Annotated in this window: 20 protein-coding genes; 9 read left to right on the top strand and 11 right to left on the bottom strand. The window is 64.3% G+C overall.

The genetic code is table 11. The features are described from left to right. Window positions 1-201: 201 nt before the first annotated feature. The gene (locus Harman_RS05085; RefSeq protein ID WP_137682712.1) at window positions 202-1,476 is read right to left on the bottom strand and encodes a hypothetical protein; all 1,275 of its coding nucleotides are present in this window, start codon (window positions 1,474-1,476) and stop codon (window positions 202-204) included. 1,045 nt (window positions 1,477-2,521) lie between these two features. Here Harman_RS05085 and Harman_RS05080 point away from each other — a divergent pair. Together Harman_RS05080 and Harman_RS05075 are read left to right on the top strand one after the other, a co-directional pair. Further along, on the top strand, window positions 2,522-2,872 hold the full coding sequence (locus Harman_RS05080) for a winged helix-turn-helix domain-containing protein (protein WP_137682711.1): 351 nt from the start codon (window positions 2,522-2,524) through the stop codon (window positions 2,870-2,872). Next, window positions 2,872-3,174 carry a DUF7521 family protein gene (locus Harman_RS05075; protein ID WP_137682710.1) on the top strand — a complete coding sequence of 101 codons (303 nt, stop codon included), beginning with the start codon at window positions 2,872-2,874 and terminating at the stop codon, window positions 3,172-3,174. The genes Harman_RS05080 and Harman_RS05075 overlap by 1 nt, the downstream gene beginning before the upstream one ends. Before the next feature lie 2 nt (window positions 3,175-3,176). Here the strand turns inward: Harman_RS05075 and Harman_RS05070 are convergent, their stop codons facing one another. Together Harman_RS05070 and Harman_RS05065 are read right to left on the bottom strand one after the other, a co-directional pair. After that, a complete protein-coding gene (locus Harman_RS05070) occupies window positions 3,177-4,427 on the bottom strand; it encodes a DNA double-strand break repair nuclease NurA (RefSeq protein ID WP_137682709.1) in 1,251 nt (416 codons plus the stop codon). 56 nt (window positions 4,428-4,483) lie between these two features. Then, window positions 4,484-4,876 (bottom strand): DUF7522 family protein, encoded by a 393-nt coding sequence (locus Harman_RS05065; protein WP_053966265.1) that lies wholly within the window; start codon window positions 4,874-4,876, stop codon window positions 4,484-4,486. A 161-nt stretch (window positions 4,877-5,037) separates the two neighbouring features. On the opposite strand from Harman_RS05065, the gene gpmI reads away from it, so the two are divergent. Next, window positions 5,038-6,597, top strand: coding sequence for a 2,3-bisphosphoglycerate-independent phosphoglycerate mutase (gpmI, locus tag Harman_RS05060; protein WP_137682708.1), 1,560 nt, complete (start codon window positions 5,038-5,040; stop codon window positions 6,595-6,597). Between the two features lie 17 nt (window positions 6,598-6,614). Here the strand turns inward: gpmI and Harman_RS05055 are convergent, their stop codons facing one another. Continuing rightward, window positions 6,615-7,283: an RNA 2'-phosphotransferase gene (locus Harman_RS05055; RefSeq protein WP_137682707.1), complete on the bottom strand. Its 669-nt coding sequence runs from the start codon at window positions 7,281-7,283 to the stop codon at window positions 6,615-6,617. Between the two features lie 129 nt (window positions 7,284-7,412). Here Harman_RS05055 and Harman_RS05050 point away from each other — a divergent pair, with 129 nt between their 5' ends. Further along, window positions 7,413-8,159 (top strand): GNAT family N-acetyltransferase, encoded by a 747-nt coding sequence (locus Harman_RS05050; protein ID WP_137682706.1) that lies wholly within the window; start codon window positions 7,413-7,415, stop codon window positions 8,157-8,159. Between the two features lie 24 nt (window positions 8,160-8,183). On the opposite strand, the gene nadC is transcribed toward Harman_RS05050, so the two are convergent. The 3 genes from nadC to nadA are packed head-to-tail and all read right to left on the bottom strand — an operon-like array spanning window position 8,184 to window position 11,649. Then, window positions 8,184-9,005 (bottom strand): carboxylating nicotinate-nucleotide diphosphorylase, encoded by an 822-nt coding sequence (gene nadC / locus Harman_RS05045; RefSeq protein WP_137682705.1) that lies wholly within the window; start codon window positions 9,003-9,005, stop codon window positions 8,184-8,186. Further along, complete coding sequence (locus Harman_RS05040; RefSeq protein WP_137682704.1) at window positions 9,005-10,519, bottom strand: L-aspartate oxidase; 1,515 nt, start codon at window positions 10,517-10,519, stop codon at window positions 9,005-9,007. The genes nadC and Harman_RS05040 overlap by 1 nt, the downstream gene beginning before the upstream one ends. A 2-nt stretch (window positions 10,520-10,521) precedes the next feature. After that, entirely contained in the window at window positions 10,522-11,649 is a 1,128-nt protein-coding gene (gene nadA / locus Harman_RS05035; protein ID WP_200830848.1) for a quinolinate synthase NadA, read from the bottom strand. Window positions 11,650-12,083: 434 nt separating this feature from the next. On the opposite strand from nadA, the gene hmgA reads away from it, so the two are divergent. After that, a complete protein-coding gene (gene hmgA, locus Harman_RS05030) occupies window positions 12,084-13,301 on the top strand; it encodes a hydroxymethylglutaryl-CoA reductase (NADPH) (RefSeq protein ID WP_137682702.1) in 1,218 nt (405 codons plus the stop codon). A gap of 24 nt (window positions 13,302-13,325) precedes the next feature. Here the strand turns inward: hmgA and Harman_RS05025 are convergent, their stop codons facing one another. Both Harman_RS05025 and Harman_RS05020 read right to left on the bottom strand, forming a co-directional pair. Next, window positions 13,326-13,676 carry a hypothetical protein gene (locus Harman_RS05025; protein WP_137682701.1) on the bottom strand — a complete coding sequence of 117 codons (351 nt, stop codon included), beginning with the start codon at window positions 13,674-13,676 and terminating at the stop codon, window positions 13,326-13,328. Further along, window positions 13,673-14,197 carry a DUF5817 domain-containing protein gene (locus Harman_RS05020; protein ID WP_137682700.1) on the bottom strand — a complete coding sequence of 175 codons (525 nt, stop codon included), beginning with the start codon at window positions 14,195-14,197 and terminating at the stop codon, window positions 13,673-13,675. Before Harman_RS05020 ends, Harman_RS05025 begins: the two co-directional genes overlap by 4 nt. A 103-nt stretch (window positions 14,198-14,300) precedes the next feature. On the opposite strand from Harman_RS05020, the gene Harman_RS05015 reads away from it, so the two are divergent. Both Harman_RS05015 and Harman_RS05010 read left to right on the top strand, forming a co-directional pair. Next, window positions 14,301-14,639, top strand: coding sequence for a cupin domain-containing protein (locus tag Harman_RS05015; RefSeq protein WP_137682699.1), 339 nt, complete (start codon window positions 14,301-14,303; stop codon window positions 14,637-14,639). A 37-nt stretch (window positions 14,640-14,676) separates the two neighbouring features. Beyond that, window positions 14,677-15,474 (top strand): hypothetical protein, encoded by a 798-nt coding sequence (locus Harman_RS05010; RefSeq protein ID WP_137682698.1) that lies wholly within the window; start codon window positions 14,677-14,679, stop codon window positions 15,472-15,474. Between the two features lie 32 nt (window positions 15,475-15,506). Here the strand turns inward: Harman_RS05010 and Harman_RS05005 are convergent, their stop codons facing one another. Continuing rightward, a complete protein-coding gene (locus Harman_RS05005; RefSeq protein ID WP_137682697.1) occupies window positions 15,507-15,734 on the bottom strand; it encodes a hypothetical protein in 228 nt (75 codons plus the stop codon). 81 nt (window positions 15,735-15,815) lie between these two features. On the opposite strand from Harman_RS05005, the gene Harman_RS05000 reads away from it, so the two are divergent. Beyond that, on the top strand, window positions 15,816-16,043 hold the full coding sequence (locus Harman_RS05000; protein ID WP_137682696.1) for a DUF7860 family protein: 228 nt from the start codon (window positions 15,816-15,818) through the stop codon (window positions 16,041-16,043). A gap of 138 nt (window positions 16,044-16,181) precedes the next feature. Here the strand turns inward: Harman_RS05000 and icd are convergent, their stop codons facing one another. After that, window positions 16,182-17,444 carry an isocitrate dehydrogenase (NADP(+)) gene (gene icd / locus Harman_RS04995; RefSeq protein WP_137682695.1) on the bottom strand — a complete coding sequence of 421 codons (1,263 nt, stop codon included), beginning with the start codon at window positions 17,442-17,444 and terminating at the stop codon, window positions 16,182-16,184. Window positions 17,445-17,603: 159 nt separating this feature from the next. On the opposite strand from icd, the gene Harman_RS04990 reads away from it, so the two are divergent. Next, complete coding sequence (locus Harman_RS04990; protein ID WP_137682694.1) at window positions 17,604-18,446, top strand: isoaspartyl peptidase/L-asparaginase; 843 nt, start codon at window positions 17,604-17,606, stop codon at window positions 18,444-18,446. Window positions 18,447-18,460: the final 14 nt, after the last annotated feature.

Below are 18,460 nucleotides of genomic sequence, written 5' to 3'. Positions count from 1 at the left end.
GCAAGATGGAGGGCGCAAATGCAGCGGTACGGCAGAACTCATGTCGTATCGAACAGCCACGCAAGCGACCACCTGCGGGACTGAGATGCCCCTACTCGGCTTGGTACCACTTCCCGCATGCCGGGTCGCAAAGGTGGCGGGTATGAGTGCCACCACTGCGGTGACTCTCTGGACGGAGTCACAGCCAGTCGGCGTCTGCTGCTACTCATCCCGGGCAACGCTGTCGGCTGACTCACTATCGGTATATTCGGCGTGGCTGTGTAGGTACCAGAGAGTCCCCAAGAGTGATTGACCAGGTTCGTAATAACTGTCCTCCAACACGTCGAACACGCTCCGGAGAGTCACCTCGGCGACATCCCCCTGTAGTAAGTCATCAACCGACTCGATGGGAAGATAGCGATCAGGGACGACCTGTGGGTCAATCAACCGAATGTGCTCATTGCTCGCCTGTTCGGGTACTACACTGGCATCTGCGAGGCCCATTGCGAGTATGTCCGGCTTTCCTAAGGCTTCTAATCGTCTGACGATGCTTAGGACTCGAAGTTGACTGAGGTTTGTCGGCTCAATATTGAGTTCCTGTCTAAGCTCTGACTCAAAGTGCTCTCGGAGATCGCCATTTGTCACAACCGTCGGATCCAATGTACCACCGAATGAGACTCCATTCACCCCGCCGGTATTGACAACTTGCCGGCTCCTCGTCGGAATCACCACACGGCCGTCTTCGGTGAAAAGTAACGCACCGCCGCCGAAGGCTCCATCAAAGGGAGACTCAGATACTGGCGCCAGTTGGCCGTCTTCGGCGAGCAGCAATTCCTCGGTTAAGTCGCGAAGGCTTCGCCCTCCAGATAACTCCGTATCGGGGCTGAAAACAGTCATATACGAATGAAAAAAGGAGGTTGGGGATACACCGAACCGGTTGTCACTAACGGCCTCAAGCGCAACACGCCGTCCGTTGAAGTGATCTTCCCGGGTAAAATCACGGGCGAATCGGTCTCTATACGGCTCGAGTACTAGCGCCACCTCATCGTCAAGTGTCGCGTCATGCTCGTCGATGTACTCAATGTCGTAGCGATCAACGGACGTTGGGTTATCGGGTTGATATTCAGTCACGAACGGAACACGCGGGCCGCGATTGAAAGAGTTGGATCGCCACCCAGGTACGGTTTCCAGCGACAGCAGACTGAGGTCGGCATACCGTTGTACTATCCTTTCCATCGAGTCAATACGCCCTGCTTCAGATCGACGGAAGTAGCGCCGGAAAGTGTCTATCGAAAGGTACACCGCAATGAGTGCGACCAGTACGGAAACAGCTGAGTCAATAACTACATTCGCAAGACTGCTCGGACGATACAACCCCACCACTACGAGCAATCCTGCGAGCACCACTGTCAGGCCGAGCCCGACAACCACCTGGCGTTGGAAGAGAACGGTTTTCAGTCGGGCCAGTTCGTCGTTTGCGCGTTCTGAGAGTTTCATTTCTTTGCGATTAGATCGGCCGCATCTGGCACACTGCTGGAAGTTCCACTGTTGATTTCACGATTGTGTGCGTGAGATCTCGACGGGCCCTGTAGCTTGCTCCCTTCGTGAAACGTATCACCACCCCAAGTGCGGTGATTAAGAGAGTAGAAACGGGGCGATATACAGTACCGGTGACGAGTACCTCCGGGAGTAGCATCAGCATCAATAGCAACATGTGTCCAGCTATCTGGCCGCGTCGCACATCAAGGTTCATTCCACACCTATCTTGATCAGAAGTTCAATAATACAACTCGTAAACGGGGATCGCGCGCAACGGAGTGAGCACGAGTAGATCGCTGCGAGGCGTGCCATCGCGCCGACTGCAGCGCTTCGTCTTCCTCGCGAGTACCAGCAAGCGAGGGCTCGAAAGACGAGCACAGCGATGTCTGTCGGTGGCGCCGTGCGCTGAGAGGTCCCACTTAGCATCGAGTCTACAGTGCCCGGCTGACTGGTCCAAGGTCTGGGTTCAATATCCCGGCTATCGGCCGGTGGTTGTGCATCTCGATACTGGACAGGTGTGACGCGGAACGCATAGCCGGACTTCCCCACCGCCATAGAGGACAGAAACTCGTTGGCGGAGCCAGACTCGGCGACGAATCCACGGTGATGGCGCCGGACTGCTTGACCACCAGGGCCCACCATTCCTGCTGAGCAACGCTTAATCGTCACTCAGTGAAAGTCAACTCCAGTCAGTTGGGAGCACCCATATCCCCACGCTGTTTGAATCGGTACACTGAGCAACTGGTTCGCTGGCTTCAGCGTGAAAGGAATGAAGCTACTGTGCTGCACTCATCTCCTGGATTCAGCATGCAACTTCTACTAGAAATCAGATACACCTCGAACTGTTCTCTACGTTGCCTGTACTGACCGTTCGTCGGGAAGTTGTAGGGATGGTATGTGACCCATTCTATGACTACTTCGGCTCGCTGTGACTGACCGGCCGTTTTCTGGGTCAGCGAACGACCGGTGAGTTATACCACGGTGACAGGCGAACCCACTGCGCGTGGCCGAGGATCCGTCCCCGACCGAGGTGTTCGCCCTCCTCGATGACGAATACGCTCGCGCGCTCCTTGCAGCCACGAGTCACAGACCGATGACCGCAACCGAACTCAGCAACGACTGCGACATGTCGCTCTCGACCGTGTATCGCCGCCTCGACGCCCTCGAAGACTGTGGCCTCGTCGCCGCTCGAACGCAACTCGCGGACGACGGCCATCACCCGGACGTGTACGAGGCACAGATGGACGAACTCACCGTGTGTCTCACCGACGGGACATTCGATGTCAGCCTCTCCGTGGAGTCATCGACACACGAGTTCGCCGACGCCCTAGTCGACCTCTGGGAGGGACTCTGATGGAGTTCCTCGGATTCGCTGACGAGACGTGGGTCACGGTGAAGTTCGCTATCCACTTCGCACAGATGGGCGTAGGGCTGTTAATCGCCGCGTTGGCGCTCGTCGGCTACCGTCGCCAGCGGACCCGCTCCATGCTCGCACTCGCCGTCGGTATCAGCCTCCTAACCTTCGTCTCGTATCTCGTCACTCTCGGTGCCGTGCAAGTCGTCCCGCGAGTGGTCTTTCCGATCCCCAGTACCATCACGGAACTCGCTGGGCTGCTCGTACTCCTCTATGCTATCGTCCTCGCCCGCCGTGGATAGCCTCAGAACGATTCCTCGACGGCTCCCCAGCGGATATCATTGTACTCTCGTTCGCGGTCGGTCTCGAACGTCCGCTCGATGCGGCGGGTAAGCTCCTCGCTGCCCTGTCGGTCGATCTTGGCGAGTTCGTCGGCCTTTCCGATAGCCAGCGGCGGCCCCTGCTCTTTGGCCACGTCGTGGAGTATCTGCCGTGTGAGTTTGGCCCGGCGGTCCGGGTCCTTGGTGAAGGCGTAGGGGGCCTCGACGCGGAACACGAGGTCGGAGCGCGGGTCGTAGAGAACGAAAAACGTCACTTCGTAGGCCTCGGGATCGAGCGACCGTTCGATGCCCAGTGCGTCGCCGTCGGCGGCCATGATGCCGTCGGTGCCGGCCCGCGAGCGGAACCAGTTCGTCGCAGTGAGACAGTCCGTCCGCTGCTCGCCGTCGTCGTCGCGCCGTTCCAGGATGCGGCGGAAGAAGGCGGTGTCGTTCACCCATGGAGCGTTCGTTTTCCGACGGAGCGCCCGCGTGAGCGCCTTTGTCGAGGAGTTTTTGATGAACCCCACCATCGGCACGTCCCGCTCGACGAACCGCTCGACGAGGTCGACGTAGTTGTTCACCACCGTCTTGGGCCGGTCGTCCTCCGCGAGCAGGTCGGCCAGTTCGGTGTCGCGGTCGGCCCAGCGGAGCACGCCGGTCGGGTAGATCGGCCCGTCGAGGATGAACAGGTCCTCGACCATATCGGCGTTCGTCAGTGCGTGCTGGCTCTCCGCGAGATACAGCGCCAGCGCGTGGACGACCCGCTGCTCGTAGCGGTCGACCTGTGGCACGTCGAGGACGCGCCGCTTGGCGTAGCCGCGGTCCCCGCCCTGCCATTCGCCGTCGAACCTCAGCGTCGCGTCGTTCGAATGGACGGCCATGATAATTGTCCGGCCGCGATGCAGTTCGATGTCCGAGGGCACGCTGCCCATCGCCGCCTGTGCCACGTCCAGTACCAGCCCGTTCTTGAACGTCGTGGGATTGATCGTGCCCGAATCAAGGCCGTGCTGGGTCGGAAACGGCGGGTCCGCCAGAGCGATGTCCTCGACCGGCACTTTCCGGCGGCGCTGCTCGTCCAGTGGCTCCAGAATCTTCGTCCCGTCCTGCCACAACGGGTCGAGAAAGCTGTCCCACACGTCCTCGGCAGCTGCCTCCTGGTCGCTTGTCTCGACGGTCTCGCGCACCTGCCCGGCGAGCTTGGCGATCCCGTCGACGTGGACCGGGTCCAGTGTCATGCCCGTGCGTTCGCGGGAACGGCCATAACCCTTTGGTCAACCCGCCGATTCGGCGCTCACTCCTTGCCGGACTCCTCGCGGAGCAGTCGTTCGATGGCCTCGGCAATCTCCTCGTAGGACTGCATCGTCAGGCCGTCCGTGGTGATGAGCACGCCCTGGCGCTCGGTCGTCGCTCGGAGCAGGTAGCCGTTCGAGAAGGCGCGGACGGTAAAGCGGTAATCGCCCAGTTCGGACTCCTGATAGGCGTTTTTCGTCTGCTTGTACCCCTGCCACTCGTGGCCGACGAAGTCGTTGAGGTCGGCGTCCTGTTCGAGGTCGTCCCGCAGGTAGAGCTGCTCGAAGTTCGCACGTGTGAAATAGGTCACTGACCGGAGCGAGTCGCCCGTCGCCGTCCGGGCTGTCGTGACGATTGCGTCGGCCAGATCGTCCGAGAGAATGTTCCGAGTCATACCGGAGAGGAGACGGGCCAGCCTCTTAACAACATGGTTCCAGCAACCCCCCCCACCCTTCAGAGTGCCGGACGGCCATACGGCCGCGGGTCCCGCATTATCGACCGTCACGTTCGATACTGACCGACAGTGTATTAGGCCGGTCGCGCAACCCTCCGAGTATGGATGTCGGACTCATTATCTTGGACGGTTGGGGCCTGAACCCGGACAACGATGTCCAGGATGCCGTCGCCGCCGCCGACACGCCGAACTTCGACCGCTACCGAGACGCAGGTGCAGCGTCGACGCTTGCCACTCACGGCCGCCGGGTCGGCCTCCCGGAGGGCCAGATGGGCAACTCCGAGGTCGGCCACCTCAACATCGGGGCCGGCCGCGTCGTCAAGCAGGACTCCGCCCGCGTCAGCGACAGCATCGCTCGCTCACGGGGACAGTCGCCGCCCGACGACGCCGCACAGGACCCGCCCTTCTTCGAGAACGAGACGATTCTATCGGCCTTCGACTACGCCGAGGACCACGGCGGCCGCGTGCACTTCATGGGCCTCGTTTCTGACGGCGGTGTTCACTCCTATCAGGACCATCTCCACGCGCTCATCGAACTCGCCGGCGAGCGCGGGACAGATGCCGTCTCGCACGCCTTCACCGACGGCCGCGACACGTCGCCGACTGGCGGAGAGAGCTACCTCACGGACCTCGAAGCTCACGCCGAAGAGCACGGCACGGGCCACGTCGCTACCGTCTGTGGCCGCTACTACGCGATGGACCGCGACCAGAACTGGGAACGGACGCGCCGGGCCTACGACGCTATCGTTCACCGCGAGGACGACAACCACGCAGAGGATGCCGTCACGGCAGCCACCGAATCCTACGCCCGCGACACCACCGACGAGTTCATCGAACCGACGACCGTCGGCGACCACGCCGGCCTCGAAGACGGCGATGCGGTCATCTTTTTCAACTTCCGGTCGGACCGCGCCCGGCAACTCACCCGCATGCTCGGCGACATTCGGCCCGAGGACTGGGGAGCCGACACCGAGCCGCCGGACACCCGACTGGTGACTATGACCGAGTACGACGAGACGTTCGACCTGCCGGTCGCCTTCCCGCCGAACCAGCCCGAGGACGTGCTCGGCGAGGTACTTTCCGAAGCCGGAAAGACTCAGATTCGGCTGGCCGAGACGGAGAAATACCCCCACGTCACCTACTTCCTCAACGGCGGGCGGGAGGTGGCCTTCGACGGCGAGAGCCGCGAAATCGTCGACAGCCCCGACGTGGCGACCTACGACCTGCAACCGGAGATGAGCGCGCCGGAACTGGCCGACACCGCCATCGATTTCATCGGAACTGATGATCCCGACGCGCTGGTCCTGAACTTCGCCAACCCCGATATGGTCGGCCACACCGGCGACTTCGACGCGGCGGTGACCGCTGTCGAGGCCGTCGACGAGCAACTGGGCCGGCTGGTCGAGGCGATTCAGACCGCCGGCGGCCACGTGCTCATCTGTGCCGACCACGGGAACGCCGACGACATGGGGACCATCGAGGACCCACACACCGCACACACGACTAACCCCGTTCCGTTCATCTACCTCTCCCCTGACGGGACCGCCGGCGGGCGGACCGCCCGCGACGGCGGGACGCTGGCTGACCTCGCGCCGACGATGCTCATGCTCATGGGTATCGCCCAACCGGCCGCAATGACCGGCACGCCGCTTGTCGAGTAACGGGCGACGCACCAACGCTATTCGTCCAGCAGCGAGAGGTACTGCGGCGGGACGCGGTCGGTCGTGTACGTCTCGGTCCCTCGTTTGACGATGCGTCGGCCGTCGGCCTGCATCGCCCCAGCGTCGACGATGAACACGACGGGGGCGTCGGCGTGACGATGTCCCACTTCGCGGGCCGCCGCGACGGAGTCCGAGAGGTGAACCCTCTGGCGGTTCATCGGCTGCAGTCCCGCTTCGCGTATCGACGCGACGTTCCGCGGGGCGGTCCCGTGATACAGCGTCGCCGGGACAGGGTCGTCGGTCCCATTGAGGGTCACGTCGACAGAGTGCCCGTAGGCCGCTCGAACGCAACCGTCAGCGGCTACTTCGCCCGACTCGTCGCTGACTCCAGTTCGCTCGAAGCGCCCCTTTGGGTCCGTGGCGATGACGCCTGCCAGCGCCTCGCCGTCGGCCCAGTCGTACTTTCGCTCGACTGCAGCGCGGAGGGAATCGAACGCCGTCCAGCCGGCCTCGTCTAACTCGATGCCCGCGTCGTCGGGGAAGTGTCTGAGCGCCCCCGAGACGTACTTCGAGAGCTGTCGCCGTCGTGCGCCGTCGAGAACGCGGGTCCCTTCTCCGTCACAAACCGGGCACGTGTCGCCCTCGAAGAACCCGTCCTCGGGACAGCGACGGACCGCATCTGGCATGGTCGGGGATGGGCCACGGCCGTACAAAAGCGTCACGTGAACGGATATCGCGTCGGGATAACCATGAACAAACAAGCACATGTGCCGGGTGTTTTCAAGTGGATACAGTCACCATTGGCCCGTAGCGAGATGCCGTCCCCAACAGACCTCGAACTCGGCGGCGACCGGTCTGACGTGTATCGGTTCGTGGAGCGAAACGGCCCCGTCGCGCCCGCCGAGGTGGCCGAAGCCATCAGCGTCGACCCCGAGCGCTTCCAGCACCACCTCTCCATCCTCAAACGCGACGACCTCATCGAGACCACCGAGGACGGGAAGCTCACCGTCGCCCTCCATCAGGGCGAGACCGCCGAACACTACGAGGCCGGCGTCAGCTACGAGATCCGGCCCTCCCGACCGTCGGACCTCTCCGGCGTCGTCGGTACGATACGGGAGGTCACCAGCGAGGAGCCGTATCTCGCCGCAGCCGGCGTCGCGGAGCAACTGGCCTACGAGAACACACTCGTCCGCTGGGGTCCCAACCGCTGTCGGATCGTGTTCGTCGCCACCGTCGACGACGATGTCGTCGGCTGGGCCCACGTTTCCATGTCCGAGGTGGCGGAGCTCTCGTCGACGGCCGAACTAACGCTTGGGGTGATGGAGACGTACCGCCGCCACGGGATCGGCAGCCACCTGCTGCACCGCGGGGTCGAGTGGGCCGCGAGCCGGGGCTGCCGGAAGGTGTACAACAGCCTGCCGGCCACAAACGAGCGGGCCATCGACTTCCTGAAGGCGGCCGGCTGGACAGTTGAGGCTGTCCGGGATGACCACTACGAAATTCGGGGCGAACTGGTCGACGAGGTCATGCTGGCGCGACGGTTCGACGACAGTCGAGAGTGACCGAGCGACGGGGGTTAGGGGCACCTAACCAGTTCTAAAGGAGAAATCCAGCGTCGGTGCGGAGTGGGTCAGCGCCCCCATCGAGATGATATCCACGCCCGTTTCGGCGTAGGCCGGCACGTTCTCGACCGTAATACCGCCGCTGGCCTCCGTGAGCGCGTCGGCATCGGACTCAGCCACGATGTCGACGGCCCGCTCGGTCTCGGCGGGGGACATGTTGTCCAGCAGGAGGATGTCCGCGCCGGCCTCGGCCGCTCGCGGGGCGTCCTCAGGCGTTTCCACCTCCACGTCGACTTTCGTGGTGAATGAGGCCCGCTCGCGGAAGTGGTCAATGGCGTCGACCAGTCCCATCTCGGCGATGTGGTTGTCCTTGACCATCACCATGTGCGAGAGGTCCAGTCGGTGGGTGTCGCCGCCGCCGGCCGCCACCGCTCGCTTCTCGATGCCGCGCAAGCCGGGCGTCGTCTTCCGCGTGCCGGCGATGCGGGGTGGGGATTCCACCGTGGCCGCTTCCGTTGCGTCGACGGCGGCTCGGGTCTTCGTCGCCACGCCCGACGCGTGGCCGGTGATGTTCACGGCAACGCGTTCGCCGCGGAGCACGGACTGTGCGGGGCCGTCGACGCGAAGCACGACATCACCGGCGTCGATTCTCTCACCGGCGGCGACGGGTGTCTTGACATCACAGTCCAGATACTCGAACACCGCGGTGGCCGCGTGGAGCCCGGAAATAACGCCGGACTCTTTCGCGACCAGCCGACCCTCGGTCGTTCCGGGCACGTCGTTGGTCACATCGTGGTGGCCCACGTCCTCACGGAGCCACCGCTCGATGTCGCTGTCGGTGAGCATCAGTCGGCCGTGGGCTCCGGCGGGTCCTCGCTCGCGTCCACGAGGTTGTGCGTGCCAACACTCTCCTCGTTCTCCGCGGCGTGGCGCGCGACCAGCAGCGCAGTGACGCTGGCGTGGCGCAGTTCGTACAGCGACCGGCTGGTCCGGGTCCGCACGTAGGCGTCGACTTCGCCTTTGAGTCGCCGGAGTACAGCCATCGCGCGCTGGAGTTCAGCGGGGTCGCGCTCGACGCCGACGTTCTCGTCCATCACGCGGGTCAACCGCTGGAACTTGTCGCGGGCGAACCGCTCGGGCAGGTCTGGGTCCCGTTCCAGCAGCTCCGGCGTTTCGATTGGCTCCGGCTCGGCCCCGGCGGCGTCTTCGCCGGCGCGCAGGCCCCAGACCAGTCCCTCCAGCAGGGACGTGCTGGCGAGGCGGTTCGCGCCGTGGACGCCGGTCCGGGAACACTCACCGACGGCATACAGTTGGTCCAGTGTCGTCCGGCCGCGGTCGTCGACGCTGATACCGCCACAGAGGAAGTGTTCGGCGGGCGCGACCGGGATGCCTTCGGTCCAGTCGATGCCGTGTTCCTCACAGCGCTCAACGAGGCCTGGGAACTCGGCGGCGAAATCGAGTGGCGAGACATCCAGCGTGACTTCGCCGGTGGCCTCGCGCTCAGCTTTGACTGCCCGGGCGACCACGTCGCGGGGCGCGAGTTCGGCGTCGGCGTGGTAGCCGGGCATGAACCGTTCGCCGTCGCCGTTGCGCAGCAGGCCGCCTTCGCCGCGGACGGCCTCGCTGACGAGGAAGGCGACCTCATTGTCTTCTAAGACACATGCTGTCGGGTGGAACTGGACGTACTCCATGTCCTCGATTTCGGCCCCGGCCAGCGCGGCCATCCCGATGCCGTCGCCGGTCGTATTGTCAGGGTTGGTCGTCCGCGGGTAGAGGTCGCCGATACCGCCGGTCGCCAGCACGACGCTGCCGGCGAAGTACGGCTCGACTTCACCGTCGGATTCGAGCATCGCGCCGTGGACCCGCCCCTCGTGGCGGACGAGTTCGAGCGCGGCGGTGTCGTCTAGAATCTCCACGCCGTCGTGGTCGTCGACGTAGTTCAGGAACGGGACGTGGATGTGCTTGCCCGTGGCGGCGTCGACGTGGAGGATGCGGTCCTCGCTGTGGGCGGCCTCGCGGGTGAAGTCGTGGCCAGACCCGTTCTGGTCAAATTCCACATCGAGCGTCTCCAGCAGCACGTCTTCGACGGCCTCGTTTGCATTTTCGACCAGCACATCGACGGCGTCGGGGTCAGCCGTACCGTCCGAGGCGGCCATGATGTCCGCCTTGAACTCTTCTGGGGTGTCCCGTGAGACGGCGATACCGCCCTGTGCCCACCAGGAGGAGGCCCCCTCCGGGCGGGTCGCCTTGGTGGCGAGCGTCACGTCGTCGTCCTCTCGGGCCGCAGCGAGCGCGGCCGCCAGCCCGGCGATACCGGAGCCGATGACCAGTACGTCCGTCGTTGTGGCGTCGTCCGGCATGGTTATATCTCCAGCATCCGGTCCATCGCGACCTGTGCCAGGCCCTTCTCTTCGGGCGCGACCTCGATGACGTTGCGCTCGCGGCCCGCGACCAGTTCCTCCAGCACCCACGCGAGGTAGTTCGGGTCGATCTGGCGCATGGCGTTGCAGTCCATGCAGGCCTCGCCACACAGCGGCACGACGTTCACGTCGGGGTGCCACCGCTGGAGGTGGTGGGTGAGGTGAATCTCGGTGCCAATAGCCCACGTCTCGCCGGGGTCGGCCTCGGCGACGGACTCACAGATGGTCGAGGTGGAGCCGGCCACATCGGCGGCTTCAACGACCTCGCGGCGACATTCGGGGTGGACGATGACGTTCGCGTCGGGGTAGTCCTCGCGGATGGACTCGATGTGGTGCTCGCGGAACCGCTCGTGGACCTGGCAGTACCCCTCCCAGAGGATGATGTCGTTTTCCACGGCGTCGGCGGCGTCGGTCCCCTCGGCGTCCCAGGGGTCCCACTCCACCGTCTCGTCGGCCATGCCGAGCCGGTGGGCCGTGTTCTCACCGAGGTGTTTGTCGGGCAGGAACAGCACCTTGTCGCCCTTCTCGAAGGCGTACTCGAAGGCCTTGTGAGCGTTCGACGAGGTGCAGACGAGCCCGCCCTGCTCGGCGCAGAAGGCCTTCAGGTCGGCGTAGCTGTTCATGTACGTGATGGGGATTATCTCTTCGTCGTTGTCGAGCGCCGCGGTCAGTTCCGCCCACGCGGCGTCGACCTGTAGCGCCTCGGCCATCCCGGCCATCGGGCAGGACGCCTCCATCGACGGGAGAATCACGGACTGGTCGTCGTCCGTGATGATGTCCGCGGATTCGGCCATGAACGTCACGCCGCCGAAGACAACGTAGTCGGCGTCGGACTGGGCGGCCTCCTTCGAGAGCTGGTAGGAGTCACCGATGAAGTCGGCGTGTTCGACAATCTCCTGGCGCTGGTAGTTGTGGCCCAGAATGACCACGTCGTCACCGAGTTCGTCGAGCGCGCTCTCGATGCGCTCGGTCCGTTCGGCTGCTTCGAGGTCCCGGTACTCCGGCGGGAGCTGCTCGAGGTTGTCGTACTTGAAGAGGCTGAGGTCCGTCTCGAACGCGGCAGTTTCCATTTCGGGCACGATGTATCCACCTGTCGGTACTCTCACTTCGGAACTACTACATGAAAAGATTTTATCTTCAAAGACAGTTGTTGGTGGCAGACTAGATACTGAACATCTATATTGGTGGCTTTGCAGATTTTATTACTGTCTTTGGTGGGCTATCAGATTCTATACCGTGTATTGACGAATATTGTTATTTGTTACCGTGTGACAAAAGCTAACTCCTTCGAAACCGCTGGCCGTCGGATTCAACGTCTAGCGTCGAACACTCCGTTGCCGTCACTGACGGTCAGCGTGACAGTTATGTCCGAGACCTCGCTGTCTGGCACGTCCCACGGGGAGGTGGAGAGCAGGTCGACCATACGACGTTCCCGACCGGCGGCCGCAAAACGGTTCGCCCGCCAAGAGCAACTGTTAGGGGTCCCGAACGCACACCGGGCAGTATGACTGACTCCGACGCCGAAGACCTCGCGGCGCGTGTCCGCGAGGGTGAGCTACGCCTCTACGAACTGGAAGACCACGCCGACCCCGACACCGCGGCGGCGGCCCGCAGACACCTGCTGGCCGCGGAGACTGGCACGGACCTCTCTGCGGTCGGCGACTACACCTTCGACGCTGCCGACGCCGAGAGCAACATCGAGAACATGATCGGCGCGGCACAGGTCCCAATGGGCGTCGTCGGTCCGCTGCCCGTCGACGGCGGGGCCGCCGAGGGCGACCACCACCTCCCGCTGGCGACCAGCGAGGGTGCGCTGCTGGCCTCGGTCAACCGCGGCGTCTCGACGATCCGGACCGCCGGCGGTGCGACCGCTCGCGTGCTCAAATCCGGGATGACCCGCGCACCGGTGTTCCGCGTCGAAGACGTGGCCGAAGCGGGCGAGGTGTCGGCCTGGGTCCGCGAACACGTCGACGCCCTGGCTGACGCCGCCGAGTCGACGACGAGCCACGGTGAACTGCAGGACGTGACGCCCTACGTCGTCGGCGACAGCGTCTTCCTGCGGTTCTCCTACGACACCAAGGACGCGATGGGGATGAACATGGCGACCATCGCAACGGAGGCGGCCTGCGACGTTATCGAGTCCGAGACGCCGGCCGACCTCGTCGCGCTGTCGGGCAACCTCTGTTCGGATAAGAAACCGGCCGCCATCAACGCCGTTGAGGGGCGCGGTCGGACCGTCGCCGCGGACGTACTCATTCCTCACGAGCAGGTCGAGGAGCGACTGGATACGACCTCCGAAGCCATCGTCGAAGCGAATACACGCAAGAACCTCGTCGGCTCGGCGAAGGCCGGCGCGCTGGGGTTCAACGCCCACGCCGCCAACGTCGTCGCCGCCGCCTTCCTCGCGCTCGGCCAGGACATCGCCCAGGTCGTCGAGGGGAGCAACGCCATCACAACCGTCGACGCCCGCGAGGACGGCCTCTACGCCTCGGTCACCATCGCGTCGCTGGAGGTCGGCACCGTCGGCGGCGGGACGGGGCTTCCGACCCAGTCCGAGGCGTTAGACGTGCTGGGCTACGCCGGTGGCGGCGACCCCGCCGGGAGCAACGCCGACGCGCTCGCGGAGGTCATCGCCGCCGGCGCGCTGGCCGGGGAACTCTCCCTGCTCGCGGCGCTCTCGTCTCGACACCTCTCTTCGGCGCACGCCGACCTCGGTCGGTAACGCTGCCTTCGAAGCAACACGCCGTCACTGCCGACGCTGGCTCACTAGAAAACCGGCTCCTGCGACGAGCACGACGACGCCGGCGAGTAGCAGCCACTCCTGGCCGAGTAGCGGCCCAAGCACCAGCAGTGCCCACGCGACGGCGAAGACGCCGTGGGCGATAGCGAACAGTCGCCGGCCCCGTCGGGCGAACACGACCGTCCCCAGTGCGAACCCGAACGCGAGGACGACCGCCGAGAGCGCGACCGTGCTCACTTGCAGCGACCCCACGGCAACCAGGTCGACCACCGGTGTGAGCAGAAACAGCAGCCCCGAGAGACCGACCAGCGAGCCGACCGCGACCGGACCGGGCTCCAGGTCCAGCGTCGCACTCATAGCAGGCGGTACTGGCCCCGGCTTTCCGATGCTTTGCCGGCACGAACCAACTTCTCCAGTGCTTTCCGGGTGTACGATGGTGGGACACCGCGTTCCTCGGCGTAAGCGACGACGGTGTCCTCGGTCGGCTCGTCCAATTCCCGTAGCGCGTTCGTGACCGTCTCCTTGCGGCTCGCCCCGCTCGTCGCCCCCTGTTCGGCGCGGTCGGCGGCCGCCGACACGGCCTCCGTGTCCACCCCCGAATCTTCGAGATACGTCTCGTCGTTCACGCCCGCGTTGTCGACCTGCCGCTCCATTTCGGCGTAGGAGTCCAGTTCTGCGAATGCGTCGCCCTCTCCCTGCCGGTTGGCCAGCATCGACGCCCGGACCTCGCGTGCGTGGGCCTCGTCGTCTGTCTCGACGAACTTCCGGCGCTTTGCGTGTTTCCGGCGCGTGCCACACCGCGGGCACTGGGTCGTCTCCGGCTGCCCCTCGGTGACCCACAGCGCGCTGCAGTCACTACACCCCACTACCGCGTACATGCCTCTCTGTCGGGGCCGGACGGTACTGAATCCACCGACAGCCGACGCGGCAGACGACTACTGGAACAAACGCTTAGGTGCGACGGGGGCGACACCACGGCGCATGGAGGAAGTACCACAGGCGGCCTGTGAGACGGTCGAAGCGGTTGACGGCGTCCATCTGACACAGTTGGCGGTCGGCGAGGAGATGAGTGTCCAGCAGTTCCACATCGAGCCCGGCGCGGCCGTCCCGGAGCACAGCCACCACCACGAGCAGGTCGGGTACGTCGCAAAGGGGACCTTTACCTTCCACGTCAACGGCGAGGAGTACGTCATCGGCCCCGGCGACTCCTACGTCATTCCGAGCGAGGAACCACACGAGGCGCGCAACGACGGCGAGGAGCCGGTCAGCGGCATCGACGTGTTCAGCCCGCCCAGAACGGACCCGGACTGGCAAGACTAACCATAACTGTTTGAGGCCTGCGACCGTATGGCAACTAATGACGCGGGCAGTGGCTGCCGTCGTGACGCTTGCGGTCGTCCTCGCCGGTTGTTCGGGATTCGTCCAGCAGGACAGTCCGGAGACGGTCACGCCGGCACCGGTCCCGACCGATGGGGCCGGCTATCCGCCGGGCGTGAGCGATGATGCGGTCGTTCCGCAGGCCCTCGCAAACGCCCACGCGCGAACGCTTGCGACGACCAACTACACGCTGGTCACGCGCCAGCGGGTCACTGACCGCAACGGGACGGTCCTCCGGCGGTCCAACCACACGCGCTACGTCGCGGTGAACAAAACGACCTACGCCGGACAGTTCCGCCAGAACGGTACGGAACTGAACGTGTTCACCACTCGCATCGACTACTGGACCAACGGCTCCATCGTCGCGGCCCAGTACGACGAGCGAGCGGACCGGCCCCACCGTGTCACGTGGACCGTCCGCGACGACGGCCCGATCTCGGACCTCTCGGAGCGCCGGACCATCCTCGGTATCGGTGAGGCCGTCGACCTCTCCGTCGCCAGTCGGAACGACGACGGTGTCATCCTCGCCGGGACTCGCCTCACGAACCCCGATAGGCTCGTGACGCCGCTGTTCGTCAGTGACCCCCGCAACGTCTCCGTCCGGCTTCGGGTCAGTCACGACGGGACCGTCACGGCACTTCGGCTGGCTTTCGACGCTGAGTGGAGCGATCAGTGGGTCCGTGTCACACAGGACATCAGGGTGACGAATATTGGGTCTACGACAGTGGTCAAACCGGACTGGGTCGCAAACACCACCCAGCGCTCGGACCAGCAATAACTACTGACCGCGACACACCACAGCAGATTGGTTCAGGCGCTACCGAAGGCAGGGAGGACTCGTCGGGTGCCGAGCGTGTAGCCGGCGTACAGCAGGACCAGTCCCATGTACACCTCCCAGATGGCAAACATAGAAAACCCGCCGGATAGATCGGCGAACGCGGCCTGTTCGATGACGGCCCCCGAGACGGTTAACCCGGCCGCAAGAAGCGTCGAGAGCAGTAGTTCGAGTAGTTCCGGAACCGATTCTGAGCCAACCATGTGTGCGCAAATATCAGTGTAAACCGGCTTGTAGCTTTTTCGATCCGAGAGAGCTTAGTAGGCCCACGAGAACGGACCAGTATGAGTCAAAGCTGGAACGCAGACTACGCCGTCCTCGCAAAGCGGGGGTTCCTGCTCGGTGTCGGGCTGTTCCTGCTCGGCATTGCGGGGGAAGTCGGCGGCCACGCCGTCCTCGGAACGCTCCCCGCTTGGAGCAACACACTGCTGGTCGACATGGAAATGCTCGGTATCCTCATCGGGCTCTTCTCGCCGCTCGTGTTCGGTGTGATCCTCCCGCTGACGGAGTGACGGTCCGGACACTTCCAGTCGAAGCGTTCACTGATTAGCTACGGTTTCGTCCGCCTGACCATGTGCGCGCTTGTCTCACCAGTCTCGGGCTGCAACGCGCAATAAAAACGGAGATTCCGGTAGTCAGCGACGACTCGCTTACGCGAGCTTCTCGATATTCTCGACGACCTTCTCGGCGAACTCGCTGGTGGCGAGCTTCGTGCCGCCCTCGATCTGGCGTTCGAGGTCGTAGGTGACGTTACCGGAGGAGATGGTCTCCTCGACGGCGTCACGCACGAGTTGGCCGGCGTCCTTCCAGCCCATGTATTCGAGCATGAGGCGGCCGGAGAGAATCATCGCGGTCGGGTTGACCTTGTCCTCGCCGGCGTACTTCGGGGCGGAGCCGTGGACCGGCTCTGCGAGACAGCGGGCCGAGCCGAAGTTCGCGCCGGGGGCGATGCCGAGGCCGCCGATCTGTGCGCCGGCGGCGTCGGACATGTAGTCCCCGTTGAGGTTCATCGTCGCGATGACATCGTACTCGTCGGTACGGGTCAGGAGCTGCTGGAGCATGTTGTCGGCGATGCGGTCGTTGACAACGAGCGCGTCCTCGGGCGCTTCGCCGTCGTACTCGTCCCACAGCTCGTCCTCGGTGATGACGTGCTCGCCGTACTCCTCTTCGGCGACCTCGTAGCCCCAGTCACGGAAGGCACCCTCAGTGAACTTCATGATGTTGCCCTTGTGGACCAGCGTGACGGTGTCACGGTCCTCTTCGAGGGCGTAGTCGATGGCCTCGCGGACGAGGCGCTTGGTCCCGAACTCGGTGATCGGCTTGACGCCGATGCCGACCGGGCCGTCGTGGATGGTCTCGTCGAAGTTCATCTCGTCCTCGACGAACTCCTTGACTTCCTGCACTTCGTCGGTGCCGGCCTCCCACTCGATGCCGGCGTAAACGTCCTCGGTGTTCTCCCGGAAGGTGACCATGTCCATCTCCTCGGGGTCCTTGACCGGCGACGGGACGCCCTCGATGTGGTAGGTCGGGCGGACGTTCGCATAGAGGTCGAGCGTCTTTCGGAGCGCGACGTTCAGAGAGCGGAAGCCAGCGCCGACCGGCGTCGTCAGCGGTCCCTTGATGGCGACGTTGAACTCCTTGATGGCCTCGACGGTGTCATCAGGGAGGTTCTCGTCGTACTTGTCCCGGGCGGACTGGCCGGCGTAGACGCGCATCCAGGAGATGTCACGGCCGGTGGCGTTTGCGGCGGCTTCGAGCACCTTCTGTGCGGCCGGGCCCACGTCCGTTCCGATACCGTCCCCGTGGATAATGGGGATAATCGGGTTCTCCGGAACGTCGAGTTCGTCGTCCTCTGTGACCTGAATCTGCTGTCCCTCGTCGGGAACCTCCACTTTGTCGTAATCGTAGCCCATATTCCGCCAATTGATAGTCGCCCCTAAAGGCGTGCCGTTTTGCGTCAGACGTGGTAACACAGTGCGTAAAGAAAGGGTTGCCATGGCCACATGTCCATATATACTATCCTCTCGCTATAGCCGGAGGTGATATGGCTTTCGTGTGTCAACATGTCCCGCATGCATGTCATCGTTCACGGCGGCGCGGGCAGTCCGTCCGATTCGCCGGCTGCCCGGCAGGAAACGCTCTCCGATGCCGCTGAACGGGCAACGGGGACGGACCGACCGATGAATGCGGTGCTGACCGCCCTTCGGCCGCTCGAATCCAACCCGGCGTTCAACGCCGGCGTCGGTGGGGCCATCCAGAGCGACGGCGAGGTGCGGACCGACGCTGGACTGATGACCGACGACGGCCAGGCCGGAGCGGTGTGTGCAATGTCTGGCGTTGTACACGCCGCGGATGTTGCCCGTACCGTAGGAACTGAGACACCACACGTTCTCCTGGCCGGCGATGAGGCTGTCGACTTTGCGGCGGGCATGGGCATCGAAACCGGGCAAGACCTCACGACCCCCGAGACGCGACAGCGATACGCGGACGCTGACTCACCCGACGGCGGCCCCGCCAACCATCTCGAATGGGTCCGTACACATTTCAGCGGTACCGACACCGTCGGCGCGGTTGCGACCGACGGCGACCGCCTCGCAGCGGCAACCTCCACCGCCGGGCGCTGGTTCGCGCTGGCGGGTCGGGTCGGTGACGTGCCCCAGATCGGTGCAGGGTTCTACGCGGACGACCGCGGCGGTGCGAGCGCGACCGGCGAGGGGGAAGCTATCGCCCGGTTCGGGCTCGCCCGCCGTGCCGTCGACCTTCTAGAGACGTACGGGCCACGGCAGGCCGCCGAAGAAGCAATCGCAGCGTTCGAGGACACCACTGGCGGCCGCGCCGGCGTGATAGTCCTCGACCACGCCGGCCACACCGGGACCGAACACAACACCGCCGCGATGCAGACTGCGACGAGATAGCCAGAGGGAAACCC

The sequence above is a fragment of the Haloarcula mannanilytica genome, from assembly GCF_005406125.1.
GTDB classification, from domain to species: Archaea; Halobacteriota; Halobacteria; order Halobacteriales; family Haloarculaceae; genus Haloarcula; species Haloarcula mannanilytica.
Note: the sequence above shows the minus strand (reverse complement) of the source record. Positions and strands in the feature narration are given on the sequence as shown.